This is a genomic window from Streptomyces eurythermus (assembly GCF_014649115.1).
GTDB classification, from domain to species: domain Bacteria; phylum Actinomycetota; class Actinomycetes; order Streptomycetales; family Streptomycetaceae; genus Streptomyces; species Streptomyces eurythermus.
On record NZ_BMSK01000027.1, the window covers coordinates 42,215 to 66,925 of the forward strand.

The following is a 24,711-nucleotide window of genomic DNA, read 5'->3' on the forward strand; positions in this document are numbered from 1 at the left end:
GTCCGGCACCCGGGCGCTCGCGAGGGGCGTGAGCAACGGCCCCTTCGCGAGCCCGCGCCCGCGCCCGTCGGCCCGGCTACGCCACGAACGTGCGCGGCGACTCCGTCGCCCCCGTCGCGCCCGACTCCACCAGGCGGGCCGCGGCGGCCAGCCGGGAGGCCGCCTCGTCCGCCACCGCTCCCCCGACGGTGAACGGAAGCCGCAGATAGCCCTCGAACGCGCCGTCGACGCCGAAGCGCGGCCCGGACGGGACCCGGACCCCCGTGCGCTCGCCCATCTCCGCGAGGCGGGAGCCGGACAGGCCGCCGGCCCGGACCCACAGGGTGAGCCCGCCGTGCGGCACCTCGAACTCCCAGTCGGGCAGCTCCCGGCGCACCGCCGCCACCAGGGCGTCCCGGTTCTCCCGGGCCTGCGCCCGGCGCAGCTCGACCGCCTGCTCCCAGCCGCCGGTGCTGAAGAGCCAGTTCACGGCCAGCTGCTCCAGCACCGGCGTGCCCAGGTCGGCGTACGCCCGCGCGGCGACCAGGCTGCGGACGACGTCCGGCGCCGCGCGTACCCAGCCGATGCGCATGCCCGCCCAGAACGCCTTGCTGGCCGAGCCGACCGTGATCACCGTGGAGCCGGCCGGGTCGAAGCCGCACACCGGCCGGGGCATGCCGTCCCGGACGTCCTCGTCGAGCCACAGCTCGCTCATCGTCTCGTCGGCGACGAGCACGGTGCCGGCCGAGCGCGCCGCGTCCACCAGCCGGCGCCGCTGGTCCTCGTCGGCGAGCGCGCCGGTGGGGTTGTGGAAGTCGGCGACCACGTAGGCGATGCGCGGCGCGGCATCGCGCAGGACCTGGCGCCAGCGGTCCATGTCCCAGCCGGACAGTCCCTCGGCCATCGCGACCGGGACCAGCCGGGCACCCGCCTCGCGCATCAGCTGGAGGATGTTGGCGTAGGACGGCGACTCGACGGCGATGCGTTCGCCGCGGCCCCCGAAGAGGTGGCAGATCGCGTCGATGGCGCCCATCGCGCCGGTCGTCACCATGATCTGCTCCGGCATGGTGGGGATGCCGCGGGCGGTGTAGCGCTCGGCGATCATCGAGCGCAGCGCGGGCAGCCCGGCCGGGTAGTCGCCGTGGGTGTGGGCGTACGGCGGCAGTTCCTCCAGGGCGCCCTGCACGGCCCGGGTCAGCCACGGCTCGGGCGCCGGGAGCGAGGCGCAGCCCAGGTCGATCATCGAGCCGAGGGCCTCCGGGGGCAGCGGTTCCAGGCCCCGCGCGGGGATCGGGTTGCCGGCCGGTACGGCGGTCCAGCTGCCGGCCCCGCGCCGGGACTCCAGGAAGCCCTCCCCGCGCAGCGCCTCGTAGGCCGCCGCGACGGTGGTGCGGCTGACGGCGAGGGCGAGGGCGAGCTCGCGTTCCGCGGGCAGGCGCGCGGCCACCGGGACGCGGCCCTCCAGGACGAGGAGCCGGATGCCGTCGGCGAGGGCGCGGTAGGCGGGGGGACGGCGGGTGCCGGGTCCGGCCGGACGGTCCTGCTGGGAGGTGAGGAGCCGTGCGAGCTGCGCGGCCCCCACCGCCGAGGTCCACTGCGCCATGAAGATCAGTCCACCTTCCCCGGATTGGCCATGGATGGCGAGGATCGCCAAGCCACAGAGTGACATGTGCCAGGCCACCGCCACCACTCAGGGGGGTATTTCCATGTCCACTACCGGCTCGGCGCCCGACGCGCCCGCCACCGGACCGTCCGCGCCCACCACCGGGCCGTCCACGGCCACCGCCGGAACATCCGCGCCCGCCTCCGTCGGCACACCCGCGTCCGGCCGGCGGCTCGGCCGCCGTCTGGTCCAGCTGTACGCGGGGCTCGCGCTCTACGGCGCGAGTTCCGCGCTGCTCGTGGCGGCCGGGCTGGGCCTGGAGCCGTGGAACGTGCTGCACCAGGGGCTCGCGGAACTGACCGGGCTCAGCATCGGGGTCCTGTCGATCATCGTGGGCGCGGCGGTGCTGCTGCTGTGGGTCCCGCTGCGGCAGCGGCCCGGGCTGGGCACGGTGTCCAACGTCTTCGTGGTCGGCCTGGCGATGGACGGCACCCTCGCGCTGCTCCCGGACGTCCGCTCACTCGCCCTGCGCGTGCCCCTGCTCCTCGCCGGCATCGTCCTCAACGGCATGGCGACCGGCCTCTACATCGCGGCGCGCTTCGGCCCGGGCCCGCGCGACGGACTGATGACCGGGCTGCACCGGCGCACCGGCCGGTCGATCCGGCTGATGCGGACGGCGGTGGAGGTCGCCGTGGTGATCACCGGGTTCCTCCTGGGCGGCACCATCGGGGTGGGCACCGTGCTGTACGCCGTGTCCATCGGCCCGCTGGCTCAGGTGTTCCTGCGCGGGTTCGCCGTCCCGCCGGCACCGGCGGGCAGCACGATCGTCGCCGGTGGGACACCCGAGCGGGTGATACTGCGTCCGTGACCTTGACGACGCCCGCCCCGCGCCACCCGTACCTCGACCACCCCGGGCCGATCGCCTTCGCCCACCGGGGCGGCGCGGCCGACGGTCTGGAGAACACCGTGGCGCAGTTCCGGCGGGCGGTGGGGCTGGGCTACCGGTACATCGAGACCGATGTGCACGCCACGGCGGACGGCCGGCTGGTCGCCTTTCACGACGCCACGCTGGACCGGGTCACCGACGGCGCGGGCCGGATCGCCGATCTGCCGTGGGCGGAGGTACGGCACGCGCGCGTGGCGGGCCGGGAACCGGTGCCGCTGTTCGAGGAGCTGCTGGAGACCTTCCCCGGGGTGCGCTGGAACGTCGACGTCAAGGCGGAGCCGGCGCTGCGCCCCCTGCTGGAGCTGGTCGAGCGGGCGAACGCCTGGGACCGGGTCTGCGTGGGCTCCTTCTCTGAGGCGCGGGTGCTGCGCGCGCAGCGGCTGGCCGGGCCCCGGCTCGCCACCTCGTTCGGCACGCGCGGGGTGCTGGGATTGCGGCTGCGCTCCTGGGGCCTGCCGGCCGCGGTGCGCCGGTCGGCCGTGGCCGCACAGGTGCCCGAATCCCAGTCGGGCGTGCCGGTCGCCGACCACCGCTTCGTCCGTGCCGCCCACGCCCGCGGACTCCAGGTGCACGTGTGGACGGTGAACGAGCCGGAGCGGATGCACCGGCTCCTGGACCTCGGAGTCGATGGCATCATGACGGATCACATCGGCACCTTGCGCGAGGTCATGGAGGAGCGCGGCGTCTGGGTCTGACCGCCCGCGACGCCTTCTTCCCGGCCTTCACGAGGGGTGCCGGCGCCGGTGGTTCCGGAACCGATTTCGCACTCGGCGTGAAAGGGCGGTAGTGTACGCGTTTGGCCTGCCAGGCGTACCGTTACTGCGCGTCAAAGATGCCGAAACGCTGGGTGACATCTGCTAGCAGATGTGACAAACCGGGCGCCTGTGGGTAGAACAAGGGGCGGCTACGACGGCGACGCATGACCCGGAACGGGAATCTTTACCGCCGACCGGACGTTGACCGGATGACGACGACAGCGACACCTGTCCTGTGGGCGACAAGCCCGGGAGGCACGATTCATGAGTGAGCGAGCTCTTCGCGGTACACGCCTCGTGGTGACCAGCTACGAGACGGACCGCGGCATCGACCTGGCTCCGCGCCAGGCCGTGGAGTACGCATGTGAGAAGGGGCACCGCTTCGAGATGCCCTTCTCTGTGGAGGCGGAGATCCCGCCGGAGTGGGAGTGCAAGGTCTGCGGTGCCCAGGCACTCCTGGTGGACGGCGACGGCCCTGAGGAGAAGAAGGCCAAGCCCGCGCGTACCCATTGGGACATGCTGATGGAGCGGCGCACCCGCGAGGAGCTCGAAGAGGTCCTCGAGGAGCGTCTGGCGGTGCTGCGTTCGGGCGCGATGAACATCGCGGTGCACCCCCGGGACAGCCGCAAGAGCGCCTAGTCCCGCGCGGCTCCGGCCGATACAGCGCGACGCATACGACGGCGGGCGCCGTACATGGTTTCCATGTACGGCGCCCGCCGTCGTATGCGGTACGCGGGCGCGGGGCGCGCCCCGCGAGGGGACCGCTCAGCGCGTCAGCGGCGGACGGGGCCCCCGCGGGGCGTCGTCCGGCTCGTCGTCCCGGATGACCTCGCCCGGCACCACCTTGCCGTCCGGCCGGTGCATGCGGGCCTGCTGGAACACGTCCCCCAGGCTGCCGGGGGCGACCCGGCGCAGGCTGCGCTCCAGGGCGTTCTCGGCGAGGCGGCCGACCGCCCGCTGGACGGGCGGGAGCAGCAGGAGCAGGCCCGCCGCGTCCGAGACCAGGCCCGGGATCATCAGCAGCAGACCGCCGAGCATCATCAGGCCGTTGCCGCCGCCACGGGCCGGCGAGCCGCCCTGGCGCACGGCCTCGTTCAGGCTCGCGAAGGCGCGGCGGCCCGCCCGCTTGATGACCACGGAGCCGGCCACCAGGCCCGCGACGAGCAGCAGGAACACGGTGAGCCCGCCCGCCGCGCCCGCGACCAGGGTCAGCAGCCAGATCTCCAGCACCAGCCAGGCGGCGAGGCCCAGCGGCAGATACCTGCGCAGCCGCGAGCGCCGGCGGCGGGCGGTGTACGGGGAGGTCGGAGCGCCAGTCGTCATGTTCCCAGTGTGCCTGGACGCGGCTCAGCACCGGATAAGGGAGTGACCGGCCGTGACCGTGACCGGTGTGCTAAGCGCGCTTGTCCTTGCCGGTGAACCGGCCGATGCGGTCCCCGACGCCCCAGGAGGTGACCCGCCACAGCGCCTCGACCACGATGTCCCGGCTCATCTTGGAGTCGCCCAGCTCCCGCTCGACGAAGGTGATGGGGACCTCGACCACGTGATAGCCGGCCTTCACCGCGCGGCGGGCCAGGTCGACCTGGAAGCAGTAGCCCTGCGAGGCGACCTCGCCCAGGCCCAGGCCCTCCAGGGTCTCGCGGCGGAAGGCCCGGAAGCCGCCCGTCACGTCCCGGATCGGCACGTCGAGCATGAGGCGCGAGTAGGTCGAGCCGCCCCGCGAGAGGAACTCACGGGACTTCGGCCAGTTCACCACCCGGCCGCCGGGCACCCAGCGGGAGCCGAGGACCAGGTCGGCGCCCTTGAGCGCGGTGAGCAGCCGGGGCAGCTCCTCGGGCTGGTGGGAGCCGTCGGCGTCCATCTCGATCAGCACGCCGTAGTCCCGCTCCAGGCCCCAGCGGAAGCCCGCGAGGTAGGCGGCGCCGAGGCCCTCCTTGCCCTTGCGGTGCAGCACGTGGACCTGGCCGTCGGCGGCGGCGAGTTCGTCGGCGAGCTTGCCGGTGCCGTCAGGGCTGTTGTCGTCCGCGATGAGTACGTGCGCCTCGGGGACGGCGCCGCGTACCCGGCCCACGATGGTCTTGATGTTCTCCGCCTCGTTGTAGGTCGGAATGATCACCAAGGCCGTGCCGAGCGGACCGAACTGCCGTCCCTGGGCTGTGGCCGCGAGAGCCCCGTCGCCGTCGTTCACTGCTGCCCCTTCATGTCGTACGCAAGGGTCCACCATAGTGGCCGCCGCCTGGGATGACGCGATGGCGCAGGCATCTTGTGGTGTCGTTTCCCCGGGAACGGGGTAGGAGTGATGATTTTCGGCGCCCTTCCGCCGCGCGCCGAACGGAACGCGCCACGGCGGATGGGGGCCCGGCGCCCTTCGGGCCGACCTGGGACCCGCTGGCTGCGGATCTACCGAAAGCCGTTGTCTAGGGAGCGCCCGGGCCCCATCCGGGTCACACCGGCCGGCCGTCCGGGGTGTTCCCTCGCCGGCGCGGGCGCTGAGCCTGGCTCCCAGTGACGGTGCCCCGGTGCGGCACACCGTCCCTGACCCAGCGGCGCTGCGACGAGCCGTGCGAACAGCCCCCGGTCGGGCGTTTCGGTGGTGGACCCGGCCGAACCTACCGGCCCCCGGCCGCCGACTGTCAACAGCCCTCTGAGCTGGGACGACGGGGCCGCTTTCCCGGGTGACGGGGAGGATGCGCAGGTGGGGCGGCGGGGCCGCGGCGGCCGGTGGCCGCCGCGCCACCCCGGGAGATCACTCGCCCGGCCGTACGAACACCGTCCGTCCGCCCACCACGGTGCGCAGGCAGACCGGCAGGTCACGGCCCGGGGTGAGGTCGGGCAGCCCGGGGGTGCCGGAGCGCGGGTCGGTGGACCAGCGGGCCACCCGGTCGTCGGGGGCCTGCACGACGAGCCGGTCGGTGCGCCAGACGGCGTAGTCGGCGGGGGCGCCGGGCACCAGGACGCCCGCGTCGTCCCGGCCCACGGCCCGCCAGCCGCCGCGGGTGTGCGCGGTGAACGCGGCCCGGACCGAGATCCGGTGCTCGGGCGTGCGGTGGAAGGCGGCGGCGCGGACCGTGCCCCACGGGTCGAGCGGGGTGACCGGGCTGTCCGAGCCGAACGCCAGGGGTACGCCGGCCCGCAGCAGCGCGGCGAACGGGTTGAGGGTGCGGGCCCGCGCGGCGCCCAGCCGCCGGGCGTACATGCCGTCCTCGCCGCCCCACAGCGCGTCGAAGGCGGGCTGCACGGAGGCGATCAGGCCCAGTTCGGCGAAGCCGGCGACGGTCTCGGGGGTGAGCATCTCGGCGTGCTCGACACGGTGCCGGGCGGCGCGGACCCGGGCCAGGCCCACCTTCTCGGCGGCGGCGCGCACGCCCTCGACCACGGCGGTCACGGCGGCGTCGCCGATGGCGTGGAAGCCGGCCTGGAGGCCCGCCTCGGTGCAGGCCGCCACGTGGGCGGCGACGGCGCCGGCGTCCAGGTAGGCGGTGCCGGAGTGGCCGGCGTCGGCGTACGGCTCGTGCAGGCAGGCGGTGTGCGAGCCGAGGGCACCGTCGGCGAACAGGTCGCCGGCGGCACCGGCCGCGCCCAGCTCACGGGCCTTGGCCACTCCTTCGTCGGCCTGTTCGGCCCAGTAGCCGACCACGCGGGGGCCGGGCAGCTCGGCGGCGAGCCGCAGCAGGGCGGTGAAGTCGTCCTCGGAGGAGATCTTCGGGCCGCCGCACTCGTGCACGGTGCCGATGCCGAGCGAGGCGGCGTGCGCCAGCGCGGCGCGCTGGGCCTCCTCCCGCTGGGCGGGGGTGATGGCGCCGAGCGCGGCCTCGCGTACGACGTGATGGGCGTCCCGGGTGAGCGGGGCGTCGTCGCGGGGCACGGCGGCCGGGACCAGGTCCAGCAGGGCGGTGCTGACGACCGCCGAGTGCACGTCGATGCGGGACAGGTACAGCGGGCGTCCGCCGGTGGCCTCGTCCAGTTCCGCGCGGGTCGGCGGGCGGCCGCCGGGCCAGCGGGCGGCGTCCCAGCCGTGGCCCAGCAGCACCCGGTCGCCGGGGCGGGCGGCGGCGAACTCGCGGATCCGGGCGAGGGCCGCCTCCAGGGAGGGGGCGTCGGACAGGTCGAGGCCGGTCAGGGCGAGGCCCGTGGCGGTGGTGTGCACATGGGCGTCGGTGAAGGCCGGGGTGACCAGGGCGCCGTCGAGGTCGACCACCTCGTCGACGCCGTCGGCGAAGGCGTCGGCGGCGCCCTCGGAGCCGACCCAGGCGACATGGCCGGCCTCCACGACCATCGCCGTCGCGAAGGGGTCGGCGGGGCTGTGCACCTCGCCGCGGCGGAGCAGGACGGTCTTGGGGGGCTCGGCGGTGCGATTGCTCATGGCCGACAGTTTCCCTCGGCGCCGCGGGCGGGCCGCGCCCGGGGCGCGTCCGGCCGGCACCGGGAGCCGGTGCGCCGTGCCGGGCGGCGTCAGATCTTCGGCGGGCGGGCCTCGTACGGGGTCGACAGGACCACCGTCGTACGGGTCGACACCCCCGCCAGCGAGCGCACGCGGGCCAGGAGTTCCTCCAGTTCGTGGGGGGTGGCCACGCGCACCTTGAGGATGTAGTTCTCGTCCCCGGCGACGCTGTGGCAGGCCTCGATCTCGGGGACGTCGGCGAGGCGGTCCGCGATGTCGTCGGGGGCGCTGGGGTCGAACGGTTTGACCGAGATGAACGCGGTCATCGGCAGCCCGACGGCCTCCGGGTCGACCACCGCGGCATAGCCGCGGATGACGCCACGCTGTTCCAGCCGGCGCACCCGCTGGTGCACGGCCGACGTGGACAGGCCCGTGGCCTTGCCCAGGTCTGTGTAGCTCATCCGCCCGTCCGTGACGAGCAGCTGCACGATCTGACGGTCCAGCTCCTCCATGCCGCCAAAACCTACAGTGCGCTTGATCTCCACGGATACCTCGGAGAGGCAGGTCATGCCCCGCCCCCCGGAAAAAGCACCGGGACGGGCATCTGCGCGCGGCATGTGACGAACGACACACGGCTCGGACGGGCTCCGTGATGTTCTCGTGATTACCGCCGAGACCGGACGGGAAGTGCTTGCTGTGGTCGAGGCCGCAGTGCCTTTCACGGCCCAGCCTTAGGGGGAGAATCCCATGCAGAGTACCCATCGCCCTGGTCGATCTGTGTCCGCACGGCCGCAGCCGGTCGTCGAACCCGACCCGGAGGGCGTCGAACCCGACGCCTACGACGAGGAACTGGACGCCTACGACACCTTCGAGATGTACCGGGTGATCTGCCCGGACTGCGCACAGCCGATCGCGCTGCTGGCCGACGAGGAGACCCTGCCGGAGCACGCGTTGTGCGCCTCGCCGTGGAACCCGTTCGGCCTCACGGTGTGCGCGGGCACGGGCCGTCCGGCGGCCGACGCCCGCCCCGCGGACGAGTCCGTCGAGCCGCAGGAGCAGGACACCGCCCTGCTGCTCACGCTCCCCCAGGGCCTGGACTGGCGCACGCAGCCCTTCTCGCACGTCGGCGGCCCGGGCTCGCGCCCGATGCGCGTACCGGCGATGCGCGACCAGGCCGCCTGAGCCGGCTCGCCCCTCCCCGCCTTCCGCCCCGCACCATGGCGCACCGGCTGCCGTGGTGCGGTATCGGCGTGCCCGGCCCCGCCGACGCCCGGCCCGGGGAACCGTGGCGGACGACGGCACCCCGTACGGTTCCGGCGGGTCGTGCCGGCGTATCCGGACTCTCCGGAGTGCGGAAAACGGCGCGGGACATCCGCCGGCCACCGGGTCGCTGACGGGATGTCAGGCCGGGCGGAGCACCGGACGTGTGTGGACTGACGCTCGATTCCGGCGGGGGGTGACCTGTCCGGCCGTCGGCGCGTTGCCCGGGTATGACCCCCACGTACCCGGCGACCGGGCGTCAGCGCCGTATCTTCGTCCCCCGCCCGGCGGAGACGCTTCCGCCGCCCCCGTCCCAGGACCCGCCGATCTACCGCGACCTGATGCGGGCCTGGGCGGACCGGGGCCGTACCCTGCCGGGCCGCCACGACCCGGAGTGGGCCAGGCTGGCGGCCCCGACGGTCCACCCGGGGCAGTTCAGCGACCTTCTGGGCCCGCCACATGACGGGCGATGACCATCCGCTGGATCTGGTTGGTGCCCTCGACGATCTGCAGGACCTTGGCCTCGCGCATATAGCGCTCGGCCGGGAAGTCGGCGGTGTAGCCGTAGCCGCCCAGGATCTGCACCGCGTCCGTGGTGACCTTCATGGCGGTGTCGGTGCAGTGCAGCTTGGCCATGGCGGCCTGCTTGGCGAACGGCCGGCCCGCGTCCCGCAGCCGGGCGGCGGCGAGGTAGAGCGCGCGGCCCGCCTCGATCTGGGTGGCCATGTCGGCGAGCATGAAGCGCAGGCCCTGGAAGTCGGCGACGGGGCGGCCGAACTGGCGCCGCTCCGTGGCGTACCGGACCGCCTCGTCCAGGGCGGCCTGGGCGAGGCCGACGGCGCAGGCCGCGATGCCGAGCCGGCCCGAGTCGAGCGCCGACAGGGCGATCGAGAAGCCCTGGCCCTCCTCGCCGATGCGCCGGCCGTCCGGGACGCGGACGCCGTCGAGGTGCACCTGCGCGGTGGGTGAGCCCTTCAGGCCCATCTTCCGCTCGGGCGCCGCGCCGCTGAGGCCGGGCGCGTCGCCGGGGACGAGGAAGGCGGTGATCCCGCGCGGGCCGTCCTCACCGGTGCGGGCCATCACGGTGTAGAAGTCGGCGATGCCGCCGTGGGTGATCCAGGCCTTGGTGCCGTCGAGCACCCAGGTGTCGCCCTCGCGGACGGCCTTGGTGCGCAGGGAGGCGGCGTCGGAGCCGGAGGACGGCTCGGACAGGCAGTAGGCGCCGAGCAGGCCGCCGCCCAGCATCGCGGGCAGGTGCTCGACCTGCTGCTGCTTGCTGCCGTAGGTGGCGAGCGCGTAGGAGGCGAGCGTGTGCACGCTGACGCCGAGGCCGACGGTGAGCCGGGCGGTGGCCAGTTCCTCCAGCACCTGGAGGTAGACCTCGTACGGCTGGTCGCCGCCGCCGTGCTCGGCGGGGTACGGCAGGCCCAGCAGGCCGGATTCGGAGAGCAGGGTGAAGACCTCGCGCGGGAAGCGTCCCGCGTCCTCCTCCTCCGCGGCCTTCGGCGCGATCTCGCGCTGGGCGATCTCCCGGACGAGGGCGAGCAGATCCCTCGCCTCTTCCGTCGGCAGTTGACGCTCCACCGGCTGCGGCGCGCGGTCGGACATGGCGTCGGCTCCTCCCTGTTCGGACACCGGCGGCACGGCCCGTGGTGGGGGCGGCTCCGCCTGATCGTTCCGCTGTGCCGAGGCGCCCGCTTCCGGGTCTCGGAAGCTGCTGACCAGCGGCATGCGCTGTGAGTATGCCCGATCGGCGACCTCCCGTCACCAGTTAACGACCGCTCACTTCAGGATTCCCGCGCGGGCTTCACTCGTCCGTGAAATTGGTCCGCACCATTGACCTACTGGTCTAGTCCTCCTACTGTGCAGCCCACGCCTTACCGCGTTCATGCCAATCGGCGCGCGTTCCCCTCCCCCACGAGGAGACACCCGATGCACACTCCCCACCGCTCGCTCGTCCGGGCGCTTGTCTCGGCCGCGTGTACCGCCGCCCTCGGCGCCGGGCTGCTGGCCGGGACGGGCACCGCCACCGCGGCGGCGCCGAGCGCCCCCGAGGTCACGGCCGGCTCCAAGGTCGTCGGCTACTTCACCGAATGGGGCACCTACGACCGCAAGTACTACGTCAAGAACATCGAGACCTCGGGCTCCGCGGCCAAGCTGACCCACATCAACTACGCCTTCGGCAACGTCACCGGCGGCAAGTGCGCCATGGGCGACTCCTACGCGGCCACCGACCGGGCCTACACCGCGGCCGAGTCCGTGGACGGCGTCGCCGACACCTGGGACCAGCCGCTGCGCGGCAACTTCAACCAGCTGCTGAAGCTGAAGAAGAAGCACCCGGGCCTGAAGGTCCTGTGGTCCTTCGGCGGCTGGACCTGGTCGAGCGGCTTCGGCGAGGCGGCGAAGAACCCGGCCGCCTTCGCCCAGTCCTGCTACGACCTGGTGAAGAACTCCAAGTGGGCCGGCGTCTTCGACGGCATCGACATCGACTGGGAGTACCCGAACGCCTGCGGCAACACCTGCGACACCAGCGGGCGGGACGCGTTCCGCACCCTGATGGCCGCGGTGCGCGCGAAGTTCGGCTCCGGGAACCTGGTCACCGCGGCGATCACCGCGGACGCCACCAGCGGCGGCAAGATCGACGCGGCGGACTACGCCGGTGCCGCCCAGTACGTCGACTGGTACAACCCGATGACGTACGACTACTTCGGCGCCTGGGACGCGAAGGGCCCGACCGCCCCGCACTCCCCGCTGAACTCCTACTCGGGCATCCCGAAGGCGAACTACTACACCTCCGCGACGATCGCCAAGCTCAGGGGCCTCGGCGTCCCGGCCTCCAAGCTGCTGCTCGGCCTCGGCTTCTACGGGCGCGGCTGGACCGGCGTCACCCAGGCGGCGCCCGGCGGTACGGCCACGGGCCCGGCCGCGGGCACGTACGAGCAGGGCATCGACGACTACAAGGTGCTCAAGACCAAGTGCCCCGCGACCGGCACCGTGGCCGGCACGGCCTACGCCAAGTGCGGCAGCGACTGGTGGAGTTATGACACCCCGTCGACCATCGCCACCAAGATGACGTACAAGAACCAGCAGGGCCTCGGCGGCACCTTCTTCTGGGAGCTGAGCGGCGACACCGCGAGCGGTGAGCTGATCAAGGCGATCAACTAGCCCGGTCGGCCACCCCGGCCGTCCGCCCGCCCGCCAGTCGTCCCGGCGGGCGGGCGGCGGCGCGGGCGACCAGGCCGGCGAGCGGGTCCCGAGGCCGGAGGCGCCGCTTCGAAGCGTCGGTTCAGAGCAGTCCGAGCTGGGTCACGAGCATCGCGAACACCGCGACGAGGACCCAGCCCATGACGTGCTCGAGCAGCTCGGGGCCGTCTTCCTCGGGGCCGCCGGTGACGGCGCGGGCGGCGGTGGCCGGGTGTGCGGTCATGGTGTCACTCACAGAGATAGGACGATTACGGCGTAAATCCCCCACCCCTGCCGTCCACCATGCCACCCGCGCCGGCGTTCGCGGCGATGAGCTTGGTCACAGGCGGCCGCTCAGCGCACGCCCACCGCGGCGAGCGCCCTGCGCTGGTGCGGGGTCGGATGGGCCGGGAAGTACAGGTAGCAGACCCCTCCGGTGCCGGAGACGACCTTGCCGGAGGCGTTGTACCGCTTCGTCCGCAGCCAGATGTTCTCCCATTCGCGCCGTTTGTAGACGCGCCGTACCGCCTCGTCGCTCGGCGAGGCCGGGTCGTTGGCGATCACGTCCCCGTCGGCCGTGAAGCCGATGACCGTCATCAGGTGGCCGGCGGTGCCGTAACCGGCCCCGGTCAGCTCGCTCCTGAGGAACGACTGGGAGGTTATGGCCGGGATGCCGGCCGCGATCAGGGTCTCCAGGTCGGTGAGGGAGGCGAGCCGGGTGACCACACCTTGCAGGCCCGGGAAGGTGGCCGCGTAGGCGGCGTTGAAGGGCCAGTTGCCGCAGCCCTCGTACTGGTGGTCGTAGGTGAAGCGGGCCGCGTGGCACACCTGCGGGTCGGCGTAGGCCGGGTTCACCCAGGACAACTGCTCGGGGGTGAGCCGGCCGCCCCAGTACTCGATGATCATCTGCGAGGAGGTCGGGCTGCACCATGCCTCGCCGCCGTTGTCGTACTCGGGGTACTGGCCCTTGTGGATCTCCTGCGAGTAGCGCGGGACGGCCAGTTCCTGGGCGAGGCCGGGGGTGGAGGCCGGGACGGTGAAGCGGTCGGGGATGTCGGAGCCCATCGCGCCCAGCCGCCAGACGGTCGGGGTGAGCCGGGTGCCGGGCCTGCGGTAGAGGGTCAGGCGCAGCCGGTACGCCGTCAGGCGCAGGCCGCCGCTCGTGTCGTCGATGGCGAAGGTGTCGGTCCACACGGTGCTCTTGCCGTCGCTCTGGCCGTCCACCGAGGTCCGCCGGATGTCCTGGTCGCCGGCCGCCCAGCGGCCCAGCACGTACCAGGGCGTGTCGGTGCCGTCGGAGTACGTGCCGCGCAGCTCGGCCTGGAGCCAGGTGCCCTCGGGGGTGTGCGCGTTCCAGGAGGCGACGACCTCGGTCGCGGGCACGGTGAGCCGGTGCTCGGGGCCGGTCCAGGTGGCGTACTCCCAGGCGGCGGTGGTGCCGGTGTGCGGGTCGGTGTAGTCGGTACGGCCGGCGGGGGTGCCGAACACCAGGCCGGGCCGGCGGCCGGCGACGGCCCGGGTGCCCTCGGCCGTCCCGGAGCGCCAGTCGCGGTACGTGGTCCAGGCGTGGTAGTCGATCGGGCGGCCCTGCGCCGGCGCGGGGCCGTCGGCGTCGAGGGCGGATCGCGGCGCGGCGGCGGCAGCGGGGGCCGTCGTGCCGGCCACCGTCGCGGCGACGGCCGCCGCCAGAACGGTTCTGCGGGAGGGCTGTTCGGCTCTGCTCATGGGCGCGACGACCCCCAGGGTGTCCGAGTCGGGCTGGTCCGGTGCGGTAACTATGGAGCAGGCCGTATCGCGCTGCCAGCACTTCGGCGCATGCCGCGCCAGCAATATTGGTCTCGGCCACTGGCGGCGGGAGCCGCGGGGTCTCCCCTCGCCCGCGGGCCCGGGCGGACGGCCGCCCGGGCCCGGCAGGGTCAGACCAGGTCCATCGCGGCGACCTCGTCGGGCCGTCCGTAGCTCACCGGCCCCTGGAAGCGGCGGCGGGCCGTGGCGAACCACCACACCGTGGCGATCAGCAGGACGACGGCGAGCGCGATCGGGGCGTAGTTGAAGGAGTCGACGGTGATCGGCGATGCCTGCGGAAGCATGAACAGCACGCTGCTGAGCAGGATCCACACCACCGCGAGCCAGCCGATCGGCCTGCCCCAGCGGCCCAGGTGCCAGGGGCCGGGCTGGAAGGAGTCACCGAGCCGCAGCCGCAGGAAGATCGGCACGGCGTAGGCGAGGAAGAGACCGACCACGTTGACACTGACGATCGCGGTGAACGCGGTGTGCGACCACCAGCCCGGCACCACCAGCGCCAGCGAGCAGCCGACCGCGAGCCAGACCGCCTTCACCGGCGTACGGGTGCGCAGCGAGACCGAGTGCCACCAGCGGGAGCCGGGCATGGCGCCGTCCCGGGAGAAGGCGAAGATCTGCCGGGTGTTGCTGGTGAGGTTGGCCAGACCGCAGAAGAGCATCGCGCCGATGACGATGAGCAGCAGCACCTTGGCGGTGCGCAGCCCGAGGCCGTCGATGAGGATCTGGACGGGCGGGGCGGCCGCGCCGGCGACCTTGGCGTAGTCGCCGATGCTGTAGACCAATGCCAGCATCAGCACCAGGCCGGCGATCGCCGAATAGCCGATGGCGCGGGTGATCCCCTTCGGGGCGCTGACCGTCGCCTGGACGGTTTCCTCGGACATGTGGAAGCTGCCGTCGAAGCCGGTGAAGGTCCAGCTGGTGACCAGCAGGCCGAGCATGCCTCCGTAAAGCCCGCTGGTGAAGCCGGTGTTGTTCTCGAAATGCGTGACAAAGGACGCCGACTGATGATGGTCCGGCATCACGATGAGTGCGCCGACGATCACGACCAGTCCGATCAGCAGCCACCATACGGAAATGCGGTTCAGCAGGGCGACGAGCTGGACGGTGAAGGTGTTGGCGAGCCCTTGCAGGACGATGATCAGGGCCGTGATCAGCACCGTCTGGTGCGCGGTCGGGTGGTAGGACGGCCACTGGAGCTCCACGAACACCTGGATGAAGGTGGCCGCGGCATATCCGGTGGCGGCCGTGCCGCCGATCTGGCCCACGAAGTTCAGCCAGCCCGTGAACCAGGACCAGGCACCCTTGTGCCGCTTGGCGAGTTTACCGGCGGAGAAATAGAGGGCGCCGCTCGTGGGATAGGCGGAGGCGACTTCCGCCATGGCCGCTCCGATGAGCAGGACCATCACAGAGACGCCGATCCAGCCGAACACGAGAATCCGCGGGCCGCCCGCGTTCATGCCGAATCCGAAGGACGAGAAGATTCCCGAGAGGATATTGATGATGGTGAACGAGATCGCGAAATTGTCGAACGCTTTGAATCGGCGGGTGAGCTTGCGCGGATAACCCATCGCGTGCAGCGTGGCGTCGTCGTCGAGCACGACGGCGTCCGCGGCCCGGGCGCGCGCCCGGGAAGTCGACATCCGTTCCGACACGGATCGGCCTTTCTCTGGATGGGGACAAGGGGGGGGCAGGAAGGGGCGAGGAGAACGGGCGGGGTCAGCCCGGCCCCGGGACGGGCAGGCCGCAGGCGCGCCGGGCCCGGGAGAGCTGCTCGACGGGGTCTCCGAAGGCGCTCCAGGGCATGCGCGAGGCGTACGGGCCCATCGCCGTGAACACCGCCCGGGCCTCGAACTCGCGCTGGGCCATCACCAGCGCGTGCGCGAGGTAGGCGAGGTCGAGCACCGGGGTGAAGCGGTAACCGGCCACCGTGGGCAGCCAGTTCTGGTAGATCGCCAGCGCCGTGGAGCGCCACTGGGGCTGTTCCCAGACCCGGTCGGCGAGCAGCTGGGTGGGGTTGTAGCTCTCCACCAGGGCCACCAGGGGCAGCAGCCGCAGGGGGGAGTCGGCGGGTGCCCGCTGGCTGAGGAAGGCGGCGACGTCCCAGGCGGCGGTGACCGAGCCGCCGTGGCGGGTGAAGAAGCAGGACAGGAAGCGGTGGTGGGCCTCCCGGTGCCAGGGGTCCAGGGACAGGATGTGCGCGAACAGCCGCCAGGGTCCGGGCGGCGAGGTGAGCAGGCCCTTCGGGGCCGGGTCGCGCAGCCGGTGCAGCCGGGCCATGGAGAGCCGGGCGACCCAGGGCGTGGGGTCGTCGGGGGCCGCCTCGGCGGCCCGGTCGCAGGCGGCCAGCGCTATCCGCTCCAGCGCCTCGGCGCGCTCGTCGCGCCCGTCGGCGGCCCGCAGGGCGCGCTGCACGGCCACCCGCGCCCACATCAGCGCGGCCTCGGGGGTCGGCTCCTCGGCGAGCCAGCGCTCCACCAGATCGGTGCCGGCCGCCTCGGAGGCGAGCACCAGCGAGCGGTGGGCGCGCAGGCCGAAGTCGGCGCGGGTCTCGGCGAGGGCCTCGTCGGCGGACCGGTAACGCCCGGCGCGCACGTCGACGCAGACACTCGCCAGCACCCGGTCGTCGGCCGCCGGATGCCACACATAGTGCCCTTCGAATAAGTCCGCGGCCATATCCCCCTGCCCGTCCCCGTGCGACGCATCACGTTGCGCAGGAGGCACCTTACTCAGCGTGGGCCACACCCGGAACGCCGAATTCGACATATCGGTCAGCGGATTCGGATTGTTTATCGACGCCTTCGACTGGCCCGCGGCCGGTGATTCAAGGCGGGACTTTCCCGGCCGGGCCACTCCCGCCGGCTCCGGGCGGATCCGTCGGCTTCCGTCGGAGCCCGTCGGCTCGCGCCAGTCCGCCCCCGCCGGTTCCCGCCCCCGGCCCCCGGAGGCCCGCCACTAGACTGTCGCGCGAAGAACGGCCCCCATCGCACCACACCTCGGGAATGACCATTCACGACCTCGCCGCCCGGCTGCGCGGGCTCCCCCCGTCCCTGGGGCCGGTCCGGCTGATCGGCGTCGACGGGCACGCCGGCTCCGGCAAGTCGACCTTCGCCGGGCGGCTGGCGCGGGCGCTGGACGGGGCGCCGGTGGTCCACCTCGACGACTTCGCCAGCCATGAGCACCTGTTCGCCTGGACCGGCCGGCTCATGACCCAGGTGATCGAACCGCTGGGCCGGGGCGAGGACGGGTACGTCACCCCCTACGACTGGCGGGCCCGCGCCTTCGGCGCCCCGCGCCCGGTCCCGGCCGCGCCCGTGGTGCTGATCGAGGGCGTCGGCGCCGGGCGCCGGGCGCTGCGGCCCCATCTGGCCCGGCTGCTGTGGATGGAGCTGCCCCGGGAGGAGTCCTGGGCGCGCGGCCGGCGGCGGGACGGGGCGGGGCAACGGGAGTTCTGGGACGGGTGGGTCACGGCGGAGCACGCGCACTTCGTCACCGATCCCTCACGCCCCCACGCCGATCTCCTGGTGCTCCAGCGACCGGAGGGGTACGAGGTGCTCCCGGGACCGGCCGCGAGCCCCCGGACACCGGCCTGATGTGACGCTCGGTGACGGCCTGTCCGCGATGTGGTGAACCTGTGAAGACTCTTGCGGCAGAAGTTCTCCCAGTACCTCAACTTCGCTTGACCGAGGGCCCGTACAGGACTTACGTTCTGAATGTGCGGCTTTCGGAGCCGCCCGCCGACACGAAGCCCCCGGTTGTTCCCCCGTGACCGGGGGCTTCGTTCTGCCCGCGAGGCCCCCTTTCCGCGCGCCGGCGCGGCGGTCCTCTCACCCTGGGTCACGAAATCCCGTGCGCCCCGTCTGCTCCCACCTCGCCGAACGCCCTGTGCGGCACCCTTCGGCAGGTACCCGCACCGCGGGTACGATGCCCTCGGTGCGACCTTCGAGCGGCAGCCTCGCGCACCTGCAACTCCGGTCCGCGGTACGGAGGTTCGACCGCGGTGGCCATCGGGCGACTGCCCGGTGGTGAACCACGGGTGCATGGTCTGTGGGGGGACGTGATGGACTTCGGCACGCAGGGCCCCGAGGCGCCGGCCGACCTCGCCTGGCTGCGGGGTGTGGACGCCTGCACGATGGGTGCCTACCCGCAGGCGGAGGAGGAGTTCCGCACCGCGGTGCGGATGGACCCGGGCATGGCGGACGCCTGGCTCGGACTGCACGCGCTCCGGGTCGACACCACCACCGCGCTGCTGCGCATGTTCCGGCACCGCGACCGCTTCGGCGAACAGCGCGCCCGGCACCGCCGCGCCCTCAACTCCTGGTACTGGCTGGGCTGGTGGGTGCAGCCCGTGCTGGAGAGCCCGCGCGATCTGCTGCTGGCGCACGCCTCCCACTGGCTGGACGGCCGGCACGTGCCCGAGCTGGACCGCGCCCTCGCCGGACTGCCCCCGGTCGACACCGACGCCCAGGTCCGCTTCCTGCACGCCTGCCGCGCCTACCTGGTCAAGGACTGGGACCAGCTGGTCCGGCACACCGACCCGCTGCTGGACGATCCCCTGCTCGGCATCGAGGCCGGCCTCTTCGGCGGCATGGCCCGGGTCCGGCTGGAGATGTACGGCCAGGCCGAACCGCTGCTGTCGGCCGCGCTGATGCGGTGCCGCAGCGAGCAGCCGCAGCGCAAGGAGCTGCGCTACTGGCTGGCGCGGGCGCACGAGGGCACCGGGCGGTCGGCCGCCGCGCTCCCCCTGTACCGGGCGGTGCACCGGGTCGACCCGGCCTTCATGGACACCTCGGCCCGGCTCGCGGCGATCGCCGAGGGCGACGGGTACGACGAGACGGGCGACCTCGCCGCGATCACCCTGACCGGCGCCGGCCAGGACACGGTGGACGGTCCCGACGGGTTCGATCCGCTGTTCGGCACCGAGGGCCGCGATCTGCGGCTGCCGGAGCCCGACCTGCCGGCCGGGCCGCTGCCGTCGGTGGCCGACCCCTCGGTGCGGACCAGGACCGGCCCCGGGGGTTCCGCCGCGCCGGTACCGGCCGGGCCGACCGACCCCGCCTTACTCGAGCAGGCACTCGCCGAACTGGAGCGCATGGTGGGCCTGGAGCCGGTCAAGCGCCAGGTCAAGGCGTTGTCCGCGCAGCTGAACATGGCACGGCTGCGGGCCGGTCAGGGCCTGCCGGTGCAGCCGCCCAAGCGGCACTTCGTCTTCTCCGGCCCCTCCGGCACGGGCAAGACCACGGTCGCGCGCATCCTGGGCCGGGTCTTCTACGCCCTGGGCCTGCTCGGCGGCGACCACCTCGTGGAGGCCCAGCGGGCCGACCTGGTCGGCGAGTACCTGGGGCAGACGGCCGTGAAGGCCAACGAGCTGATCGACTCCGCGATCGGCGGGGTGCTGTTCGTGGACGAGGCGTACTCGCTGTCCAACTCCGGGTACGGCAAGGGGGACGCGTACGGCGACGAGGCGCTCCAGGTGCTGCTGAAGCGGGCCGAGGACAACCGCGACCACCTGGTGGTGATCCTGGCCGGCTACCCGGAGGGCATGGACCGCCTGCTGGCCGCCAACCCCGGGCTGTCCTCCCGCTTCACCACCCGGGTGGACTTCCCCTCGTACCGGCCGCAGGAGCTCACCGAGATCGGCAAGGTGCTCGCGGCGGAGAACGGCGACGAGTGGGACGAGGAGGCACTGGACGAGCTGCGCTCGATCGCCGGGCACGTGGTCGGCCAGGGGTGGATCGACGAGCTGGGCAACGGGCGGTTCCTGCGGACCCTGTACGAGAAGAGCTGCGCGTACCGGGACCTGCGGCTGTCGGCGTACGCGGGCCCCCTGTCCCGGGAGGACCTGGCGACCCTGCGGCTGCCCGACCTGATGCAGGCCTACGGCGAGGTGCTGTCGGGGCGGGGACCGCAGGATCCGTCCGCGTACTAGGGGTCCGCAGGCTCCCGCCCGCGTACCGGGTGAGCGCCCCCGGAGGGGCGCGGGGAACCGCGCGGACGGCCCGGCACCGGCCGGCCGCCGCACGGTTCGGCGCCACCCACCGGGGCTATCCGGCGAGCGCTCCCTCCGGCTCCCCGCTCGCCCTGGGTTCCGGCATCTCCCGGTGCGCCGGGTCCCGGACCTCGCCCACCAGCATCTCCAGTACGTCCTCCAGGGCCACCAGGCCCAGCACCTTGCCGGTCGCGTCGGCGACCTGGGCCAGGTGCGTGGCCGCCCGGCGCATCACGGTGAGGGCGTCGTCCAGCGGCAGCTCGGCGCGGAGCGTGGCCATGGGCCGCCAGACCTGCTGGGGGACGGCCCGGTCGGAGTCCTCCAGGTCGAGGACGTCCTTCACGTGCACGTACCCCATGAAGGGGCCCTTGCCGGCCGCGGCGACCGGGAAGCGGGAGTAGCCCGTGCGGGCGGTCAGCTCCACGATGTCCCCCGGGGTGACCGACGGGTCCACGATGACCAGGGACTCGCGGCGCAGCAGGACGTCCGTCACCGGGCGCGAGCCCAGCTCCAGGGCGTCCTCCAGCCGCTCGCGCTCCTCGGGGCCGAGCAGACCGGCCTCGCCGGAGTCCTCCAGCAGGCGGTTGAGCTGCTCGGTGGTGACGACCGCTTCCACCTCGTCCTTCGGCTCGACCCGGAACAGCCGCAGGATGCCCTGGGCGCAGGCGCCGAGGGCCACGGTGACCGGCTTGCACAGGCGGGCGAACCAGACCAGGCCGGGACCGAGCCAGAGCGCCGCCTTCTCGGGCGCCGCCATGGCCAGGTTCTTCGGCACCATCTCGCCGATGACCAGGTGGAAGAAGACCACCGCGGCCAGCGCGATGACATAGCCGAGCGGGTGGATCATGCCGTGCGGCAGGTGGATCGCCTCGAACAGCGGCTCCAGCAGGTGCGCCACCGTCGGCTCGGCGACCGCGCCGAGGGTCAGGGAGCAGACGGTGATGCCGAACTGGGCGGCGGCCATCATCTGCGGCAGCCGTTCCAGGCCGTGGAGCACCTGGCGGGCGCGGGCGGTGCCGAGCGGTTCGATCTGGCTGCGGCGGACGGAGACGAGCGCGAACTCGGCGCCGACGAAGAAGCCGTTGGCGAGCACGAGCAGCGCCGCGAAGAGCAGTTGCAGGAGGCTCATCGGGCGGCCTCCGGCACGCTCGCCACGGGGGCCGTCCTGACCAGGCGGACCCGTTCGGCGCGATAGTGGCCGACCTGGCGGACCGACAGGCGCCAGCCGGGCAGTTCGGCCCGGTCGCCGGGGGCCGGGATCCGGCCGAGCAGATCGGCGACCAGTCCGGCCACGGTCTCGTACGGCCCCTCGGGCACCTCCAGTCCTATGCGCGTCAGGATGTCGACGCGGCAGCCGCCGTCCACGTCCCAGGCGGGCCTGCCGTCCTCGGGCGGGGCGGGGGCCAGCTCGGGCATGTCCTTGGCGTCGTGCTCGTCGCGGACCTCGCCGACCAGTTCCTCGACGATGTCCTCCAGGGTGACCACGCCGGCCGTGCCGCCGTACTCGTCCACGACGACCGCGATGGGCTGCTCGCTGCGCAGCCGGGCGAGCAGGGGCTGCACGGGCAGGGTCTCGGGGACGAGGAGCGCCTTGCGGGCGATGCGGCCGACCGGGGTGCGCAGCCGGTCGTGGGCCGGGACGGCCAGCGCGTCCTTCAGGTGGGCCATGCCCACGATCTCGTCGATCTTCTCCCGGTAGACGGGGAAACGGGACAGCCCGGTGGCCCGGGTGAGGTTGACCACGTCCTCGGCGGTGGCCGAGTCCTGCAACGCGCTCACCTTCACCCGCGGGGTCATCACGTGCTGTGCGGTCAGCTCGCCCAGGGACAGGGTGCGCACGAACAGGTCGGCCGTGTCCTGCTCCAGGGCGCCGGCCAGGGCGGAGTGCCGGGCCAGCGAGACGAGTTCGCCGGGGGTGCGGGCGGAGGCCAGCTCCTCGGCGGGTTCCACGCCGAGGGCGCGGACCAGCCGGTTGGCGACCGTGTTCAGCGCGGAGATCACCGGGCGGAACAGGAGGGCGAAGCGGTGCTGCGGGCCGGCCACGAAGCGGGCCACCTGCAGCGGCCGGGACACCGCCCAGTTCTTGGGCACGAGTTCGCCGATCACCATCTGGATCGCGGAGGCCAGCAGCATGCCGACGACCACCGCGACGCCGGCCGCGGCCCCCTCGGGGACGCCGAGCGCCGTGAACGGGCCGCGCAGCAGCTCGGCCAGCGCGGGCTCGGCGAGCATGCCGACGACCAGGGAGGTGATGGTGATGCCGAGCTGGGTGCCGGAGAGCTGGAAGGACAGCTCCTTCAGCGACTCCACGACCGTGCGGGCGCGCGGGTCGCCGTCGGCGGCGGCCTTCTCGGCGTCCGGGCGTTCGACCGTCACGAGGCCGAACTCGGCCGCCACGAAGAATCCGTTGGCGAGGATCAGCAGGAAGGCCGCGGCGAGCAACAGCAGGGGGATGGTCACGCTGCCACCGCCTTGCCGCTATGTCGGGCAGGGGTGGCGCGGGTACTACAGGACGATCCGTCCATCGCCGGAGTAGGTCACTCCTCGGGTAGCAGGAACCCCTGTGCACCGGGTGGCACGCAGGGGCGGAGGCGCAGCGGGACGGCCTCCGCCCACCAGATTAATCAAGATCTGGGCTGGTGCGGCAGGGCGGGCGAGCCGGAGCGGGCCTCGGCGAGTTCCCTGAGGGTCCGGGCGTCGGCGATGGCCTGCTGTTTGGCGATGCCGGGCTGGATGCCGAGCGCGGGCAGGCTGGTGCCGTCGCTGAGGTCGAGGAAGACCCAGGGGTCACCCGGCCGGAGGTTCACCCGGAGGATCTCCGCCCAGGCCAGGCGCCGCTTGCTCGCGATGTTGACGACGGTGACGCCGGACTCGTCGGCGACCACTCTCACCCGGGCCAGCTGGGCGAGCACCCAGAGGCAGAGCGCGCCGGTGACGATGAAGCTGAGCCGGGAGCCCGGGCCGAGGTTCTCCAGCAGCAGCGCGATCCCGGAGATCACCACGAAGATCAGGACTCCGGCGGTGAGCAGGATCGCCCGGGTGCGGCCGGGCCGGAAGGTGACGGGCAGGGCGGGCAGGTCGGACATCTCGGGCGTACCCCTCAGAGGCGGCAGGCGTGGATGGCCGTGGTCAGGATGGCGCGGGCGCCGATGCCGTAGAGGTCGTCCATGATCCGCTGGGCCTCCTTGGCGGGGACCATGGCACGGACGGCGACCCAGCCCTCGTTGTGCAGCGGGGAGACGGTCGGGGACTCCAGGCCGGGGGTGAGCGCCACGGCCTTCTCCAGCTGCTCCACCCGGCAGTCGTAGTCCATCATCACGTACGTCCGGGCCACCAGGACGCCCTGGAGGCGGCGCAGGAACTGCTGGACCTTGGGTTCCTCGGCGTCGGCGCCGGTGCGGCGGACGACGATGGCCTCGGACTTCATGATCGGCTCGCCGAAGACCTCCAGGCCCGCGTTGCGCAGGCTGGTGCCGGTCTCCACGACGTCGGCGATGACCTCGGCGACACCGAGTTCGATGGCGGTCTCTACGGCGCCGTCCAGGTGCACCACGGAGGCGTCGATGCCGCTGTCCGCGAGGTGCTTGGCGACGATCCCCTCGTAGGAGGTGGCGACCGTGCGGCCCTTGAGGTCCTCGATGCCCTGCGCGGTGCCGGGCTTGGCGGCGAAGCGGAAGGTGGAGCGGGCGAAGCCGAGCGGCAGGATCTCCTCGGCGTCGGCGCCGGAGTCGATCAGCAGGTCACGGCCGGTGATGCCGATGTCGAGGCGGCCGGAGGAGACGTAGATCGCGATGTCGCGGGGGCGGAGGTAGAAGAACTCGACCTCGTTCTCCGGGTCGACGATGCGCAGTTCCTTGGACTCGCGGCGCTGCTGGTAGCCGGCCTCATGCAGCATCTCCGCCGCAGGGCCGGACAGTGAACCCTTGTTGGGGACGGCGATGCGCAGCATGAGGTCGGCTTCCTTCGTTCGTTCTCTACGGGACGGTGTGTGCGGGCTACGGCTTACAGGTGGGCGTAGACGTCGTCCAGGGAGATGCCGCGGGCGACCATCATCACCTGGACGTGGTACAGCAGCTGCGAGATCTCCTCGGCCGCCGCCTCCTTGCCCTCGTACTCGGCGGCCATCCAGACCTCGGCGGCCTCTTCGACGACCTTCTTGCCGATGGCATGGACGCCCTTTCCGACCAGTTCCGCGGTGCGGGAGGTGGCGGGATCGCCGTGGGCGGCCTTCTGCTGGAGCTCGGTGAACAGCTCCTCGAACGTCTTCTTGGACATGGTGAGCCCCACCCTAGCCGTTGTGCCGGCCGGTCTAGTGCCAGGGTTCGGATACCGAGCGGAGCGTGGCCGCCGTCGCCACGGCCGCCGTCACCGCCTCGTGGCCCTTGTCCTCGCTGGAGCCCTCCAGGCCGGCCCGGTCCAGGGCCTGCTCCTCGGTGTCGCAGGTGAGCACGCCGAAGCCGACGGGGACACCGGTGTCGACGGAGACCTGGGTGAGGCCCTGGGTGACGCCCTGGCACACGTAGTCGAAGTGCGGGGTGCCGCCGCGGATGACGACGCCGAGGGCGACGATCGCGTCGTAGCCCCGGCCCGCGAGGACCTTGGCGGCGACCGGCAGCTCGAAGCTGCCGGGGACCCGGATCAGGGTCGGCTCGTCGATGCCCAGGTCGCGCAGGGCGCGCAGGGCGCCGTCCACCAGGCCGTCCATCACCTTCTCGTGCCACTGCGCCGCGATCACGGCGACCCTGAGGTCGTCCACCTTGCGTACGGACACTTCCGGTGCGCCCTTGCCGCTCACTTCTTACCTCCGTGCTCTTT

Annotated in this window: 23 protein-coding genes; 7 read left to right on the top strand and 16 right to left on the bottom strand. The window is 72.9% G+C overall.

Going from position 1 to position 24,711, the window contains the following annotated elements:
- Positions 1 to 76 precede the first annotated feature (76 nt).
- Positions 77 to 1,582 (bottom strand): SCO1417 family PLP biosynthesis transcription factor, encoded by a 1,506-nt coding sequence (locus IE251_RS35770; RefSeq protein ID WP_189757112.1) that lies wholly within the window; start codon positions 1,580 to 1,582, stop codon positions 77 to 79.
- 103 nt (positions 1,583 to 1,685) lie between these two features.
- Here IE251_RS35770 and yczE point away from each other — a divergent pair, with 103 nt between their 5' ends.
- The 3 genes from yczE (at position 1,686) to IE251_RS35785 (ending at position 3,922) form a co-directional block, all read left to right on the top strand.
- The gene (gene yczE / locus IE251_RS35775; protein WP_229897078.1) at positions 1,686 to 2,450 is read left to right on the top strand and encodes a membrane protein YczE; all 765 of its coding nucleotides are present in this window, start codon (positions 1,686 to 1,688) and stop codon (positions 2,448 to 2,450) included.
- Between the two features lie 2 nt (positions 2,451 to 2,452).
- Positions 2,453 to 3,223 carry a glycerophosphodiester phosphodiesterase family protein gene (locus IE251_RS35780; protein WP_189757165.1) on the top strand — a complete coding sequence of 257 codons (771 nt, stop codon included), beginning with the start codon at positions 2,453 to 2,455 and terminating at the stop codon, positions 3,221 to 3,223.
- A gap of 324 nt (positions 3,224 to 3,547) precedes the next feature.
- Entirely contained in the window at positions 3,548 to 3,922 is a 375-nt protein-coding gene (locus tag IE251_RS35785) for an RNA polymerase-binding protein RbpA (protein WP_003977404.1), read from the top strand.
- Positions 3,923 to 4,048: 126 nt separating this feature from the next.
- On the opposite strand, the gene fxsA is transcribed toward IE251_RS35785, so the two are convergent.
- The 4 genes from fxsA to IE251_RS35805 all read right to left on the bottom strand — a co-directional run bounded on the left by fxsA (position 4,049) and on the right by IE251_RS35805 (position 8,176).
- Entirely contained in the window at positions 4,049 to 4,606 is a 558-nt protein-coding gene (gene fxsA, locus IE251_RS35790) for an FxsA family membrane protein (RefSeq protein ID WP_189757113.1), read from the bottom strand.
- Positions 4,607 to 4,676: 70 nt separating this feature from the next.
- Positions 4,677 to 5,471 carry a polyprenol monophosphomannose synthase gene (locus tag IE251_RS35795; RefSeq protein WP_189757114.1) on the bottom strand — a complete coding sequence of 265 codons (795 nt, stop codon included), beginning with the start codon at positions 5,469 to 5,471 and terminating at the stop codon, positions 4,677 to 4,679.
- A 558-nt stretch (positions 5,472 to 6,029) separates the two neighbouring features.
- Positions 6,030 to 7,646, bottom strand: a complete 1,617-nt coding sequence (locus IE251_RS35800) for an amidohydrolase (RefSeq protein ID WP_189757115.1) — start codon at positions 7,644 to 7,646, stop codon at positions 6,030 to 6,032.
- Between the two features lie 89 nt (positions 7,647 to 7,735).
- Positions 7,736 to 8,176: an Lrp/AsnC family transcriptional regulator gene (locus IE251_RS35805; RefSeq protein ID WP_030793291.1), complete on the bottom strand. Its 441-nt coding sequence runs from the start codon at positions 8,174 to 8,176 to the stop codon at positions 7,736 to 7,738.
- Between the two features lie 235 nt (positions 8,177 to 8,411).
- Here IE251_RS35805 and IE251_RS35810 point away from each other — a divergent pair, with 235 nt between their 5' ends.
- Entirely contained in the window at positions 8,412 to 8,846 is a 435-nt protein-coding gene (locus IE251_RS35810; RefSeq protein ID WP_189757116.1) for a hypothetical protein, read from the top strand.
- 513 nt (positions 8,847 to 9,359) lie between these two features.
- Here IE251_RS35810 and IE251_RS35815 read toward each other — a convergent pair.
- Positions 9,360 to 10,532, bottom strand: a complete 1,173-nt coding sequence (locus tag IE251_RS35815; RefSeq protein WP_189757117.1) for an acyl-CoA dehydrogenase family protein — start codon at positions 10,530 to 10,532, stop codon at positions 9,360 to 9,362.
- A gap of 324 nt (positions 10,533 to 10,856) precedes the next feature.
- Here IE251_RS35815 and IE251_RS35820 point away from each other — a divergent pair, with 324 nt between their 5' ends.
- Entirely contained in the window at positions 10,857 to 12,089 is a 1,233-nt protein-coding gene (locus IE251_RS35820; protein WP_189757118.1) for a glycoside hydrolase family 18 protein, read from the top strand.
- Positions 12,090 to 12,210: 121 nt separating this feature from the next.
- On the opposite strand, the gene IE251_RS35825 is transcribed toward IE251_RS35820, so the two are convergent.
- From IE251_RS35825 to IE251_RS35840, 4 genes are all read right to left on the bottom strand, one after another.
- The gene (locus IE251_RS35825) at positions 12,211 to 12,351 is read right to left on the bottom strand and encodes an SCO1431 family membrane protein (RefSeq protein WP_189757119.1); all 141 of its coding nucleotides are present in this window, start codon (positions 12,349 to 12,351) and stop codon (positions 12,211 to 12,213) included.
- A 110-nt stretch (positions 12,352 to 12,461) separates the two neighbouring features.
- A complete protein-coding gene (locus IE251_RS35830) occupies positions 12,462 to 13,832 on the bottom strand; it encodes a C39 family peptidase (protein WP_189757120.1) in 1,371 nt (456 codons plus the stop codon).
- Between the two features lie 191 nt (positions 13,833 to 14,023).
- Positions 14,024 to 15,550 (bottom strand): amino acid permease, encoded by a 1,527-nt coding sequence (locus IE251_RS35835; protein ID WP_234470773.1) that lies wholly within the window; start codon positions 15,548 to 15,550, stop codon positions 14,024 to 14,026.
- A 76-nt stretch (positions 15,551 to 15,626) separates the two neighbouring features.
- Positions 15,627 to 16,583: a hypothetical protein gene (locus IE251_RS35840; RefSeq protein ID WP_189757122.1), complete on the bottom strand. Its 957-nt coding sequence runs from the start codon at positions 16,581 to 16,583 to the stop codon at positions 15,627 to 15,629.
- Between the two features lie 326 nt (positions 16,584 to 16,909).
- Here IE251_RS35840 and IE251_RS35845 point away from each other — a divergent pair, with 326 nt between their 5' ends.
- Both IE251_RS35845 and IE251_RS35850 read left to right on the top strand, forming a co-directional pair.
- A complete protein-coding gene (locus IE251_RS35845) occupies positions 16,910 to 17,500 on the top strand; it encodes a uridine kinase family protein (RefSeq protein ID WP_189757123.1) in 591 nt (196 codons plus the stop codon).
- 467 nt (positions 17,501 to 17,967) lie between these two features.
- The gene (locus tag IE251_RS35850; RefSeq protein ID WP_189757124.1) at positions 17,968 to 19,836 is read left to right on the top strand and encodes an AAA family ATPase; all 1,869 of its coding nucleotides are present in this window, start codon (positions 17,968 to 17,970) and stop codon (positions 19,834 to 19,836) included.
- Between the two features lie 115 nt (positions 19,837 to 19,951).
- Here IE251_RS35850 and IE251_RS35855 read toward each other — a convergent pair whose 3' ends face one another.
- The 6 genes from IE251_RS35855 to ribH form a co-directional block, all read right to left on the bottom strand.
- On the bottom strand, positions 19,952 to 21,025 hold the full coding sequence (locus IE251_RS35855; protein ID WP_189757125.1) for a hemolysin family protein: 1,074 nt from the start codon (positions 21,023 to 21,025) through the stop codon (positions 19,952 to 19,954).
- The gene (locus IE251_RS35860; RefSeq protein ID WP_030793261.1) at positions 21,022 to 22,356 is read right to left on the bottom strand and encodes a hemolysin family protein; all 1,335 of its coding nucleotides are present in this window, start codon (positions 22,354 to 22,356) and stop codon (positions 21,022 to 21,024) included. The genes IE251_RS35855 and IE251_RS35860 overlap by 4 nt, the downstream gene beginning before the upstream one ends.
- Positions 22,357 to 22,520: 164 nt before the next feature.
- Positions 22,521 to 22,982 (bottom strand): PH domain-containing protein, encoded by a 462-nt coding sequence (locus IE251_RS35865; protein ID WP_189757126.1) that lies wholly within the window; start codon positions 22,980 to 22,982, stop codon positions 22,521 to 22,523.
- Between the two features lie 14 nt (positions 22,983 to 22,996).
- A complete protein-coding gene (gene hisG, locus IE251_RS35870; RefSeq protein WP_189757127.1) occupies positions 22,997 to 23,845 on the bottom strand; it encodes an ATP phosphoribosyltransferase in 849 nt (282 codons plus the stop codon).
- 53 nt (positions 23,846 to 23,898) lie between these two features.
- Complete coding sequence (locus IE251_RS35875) at positions 23,899 to 24,171, bottom strand: phosphoribosyl-ATP diphosphatase (protein ID WP_023552153.1); 273 nt, start codon at positions 24,169 to 24,171, stop codon at positions 23,899 to 23,901.
- Between the two features lie 34 nt (positions 24,172 to 24,205).
- The gene (gene ribH / locus IE251_RS35880; protein ID WP_189757128.1) at positions 24,206 to 24,691 is read right to left on the bottom strand and encodes a 6,7-dimethyl-8-ribityllumazine synthase; all 486 of its coding nucleotides are present in this window, start codon (positions 24,689 to 24,691) and stop codon (positions 24,206 to 24,208) included.
- Between the last annotated feature and the right edge of the window lie 20 nt (positions 24,692 to 24,711).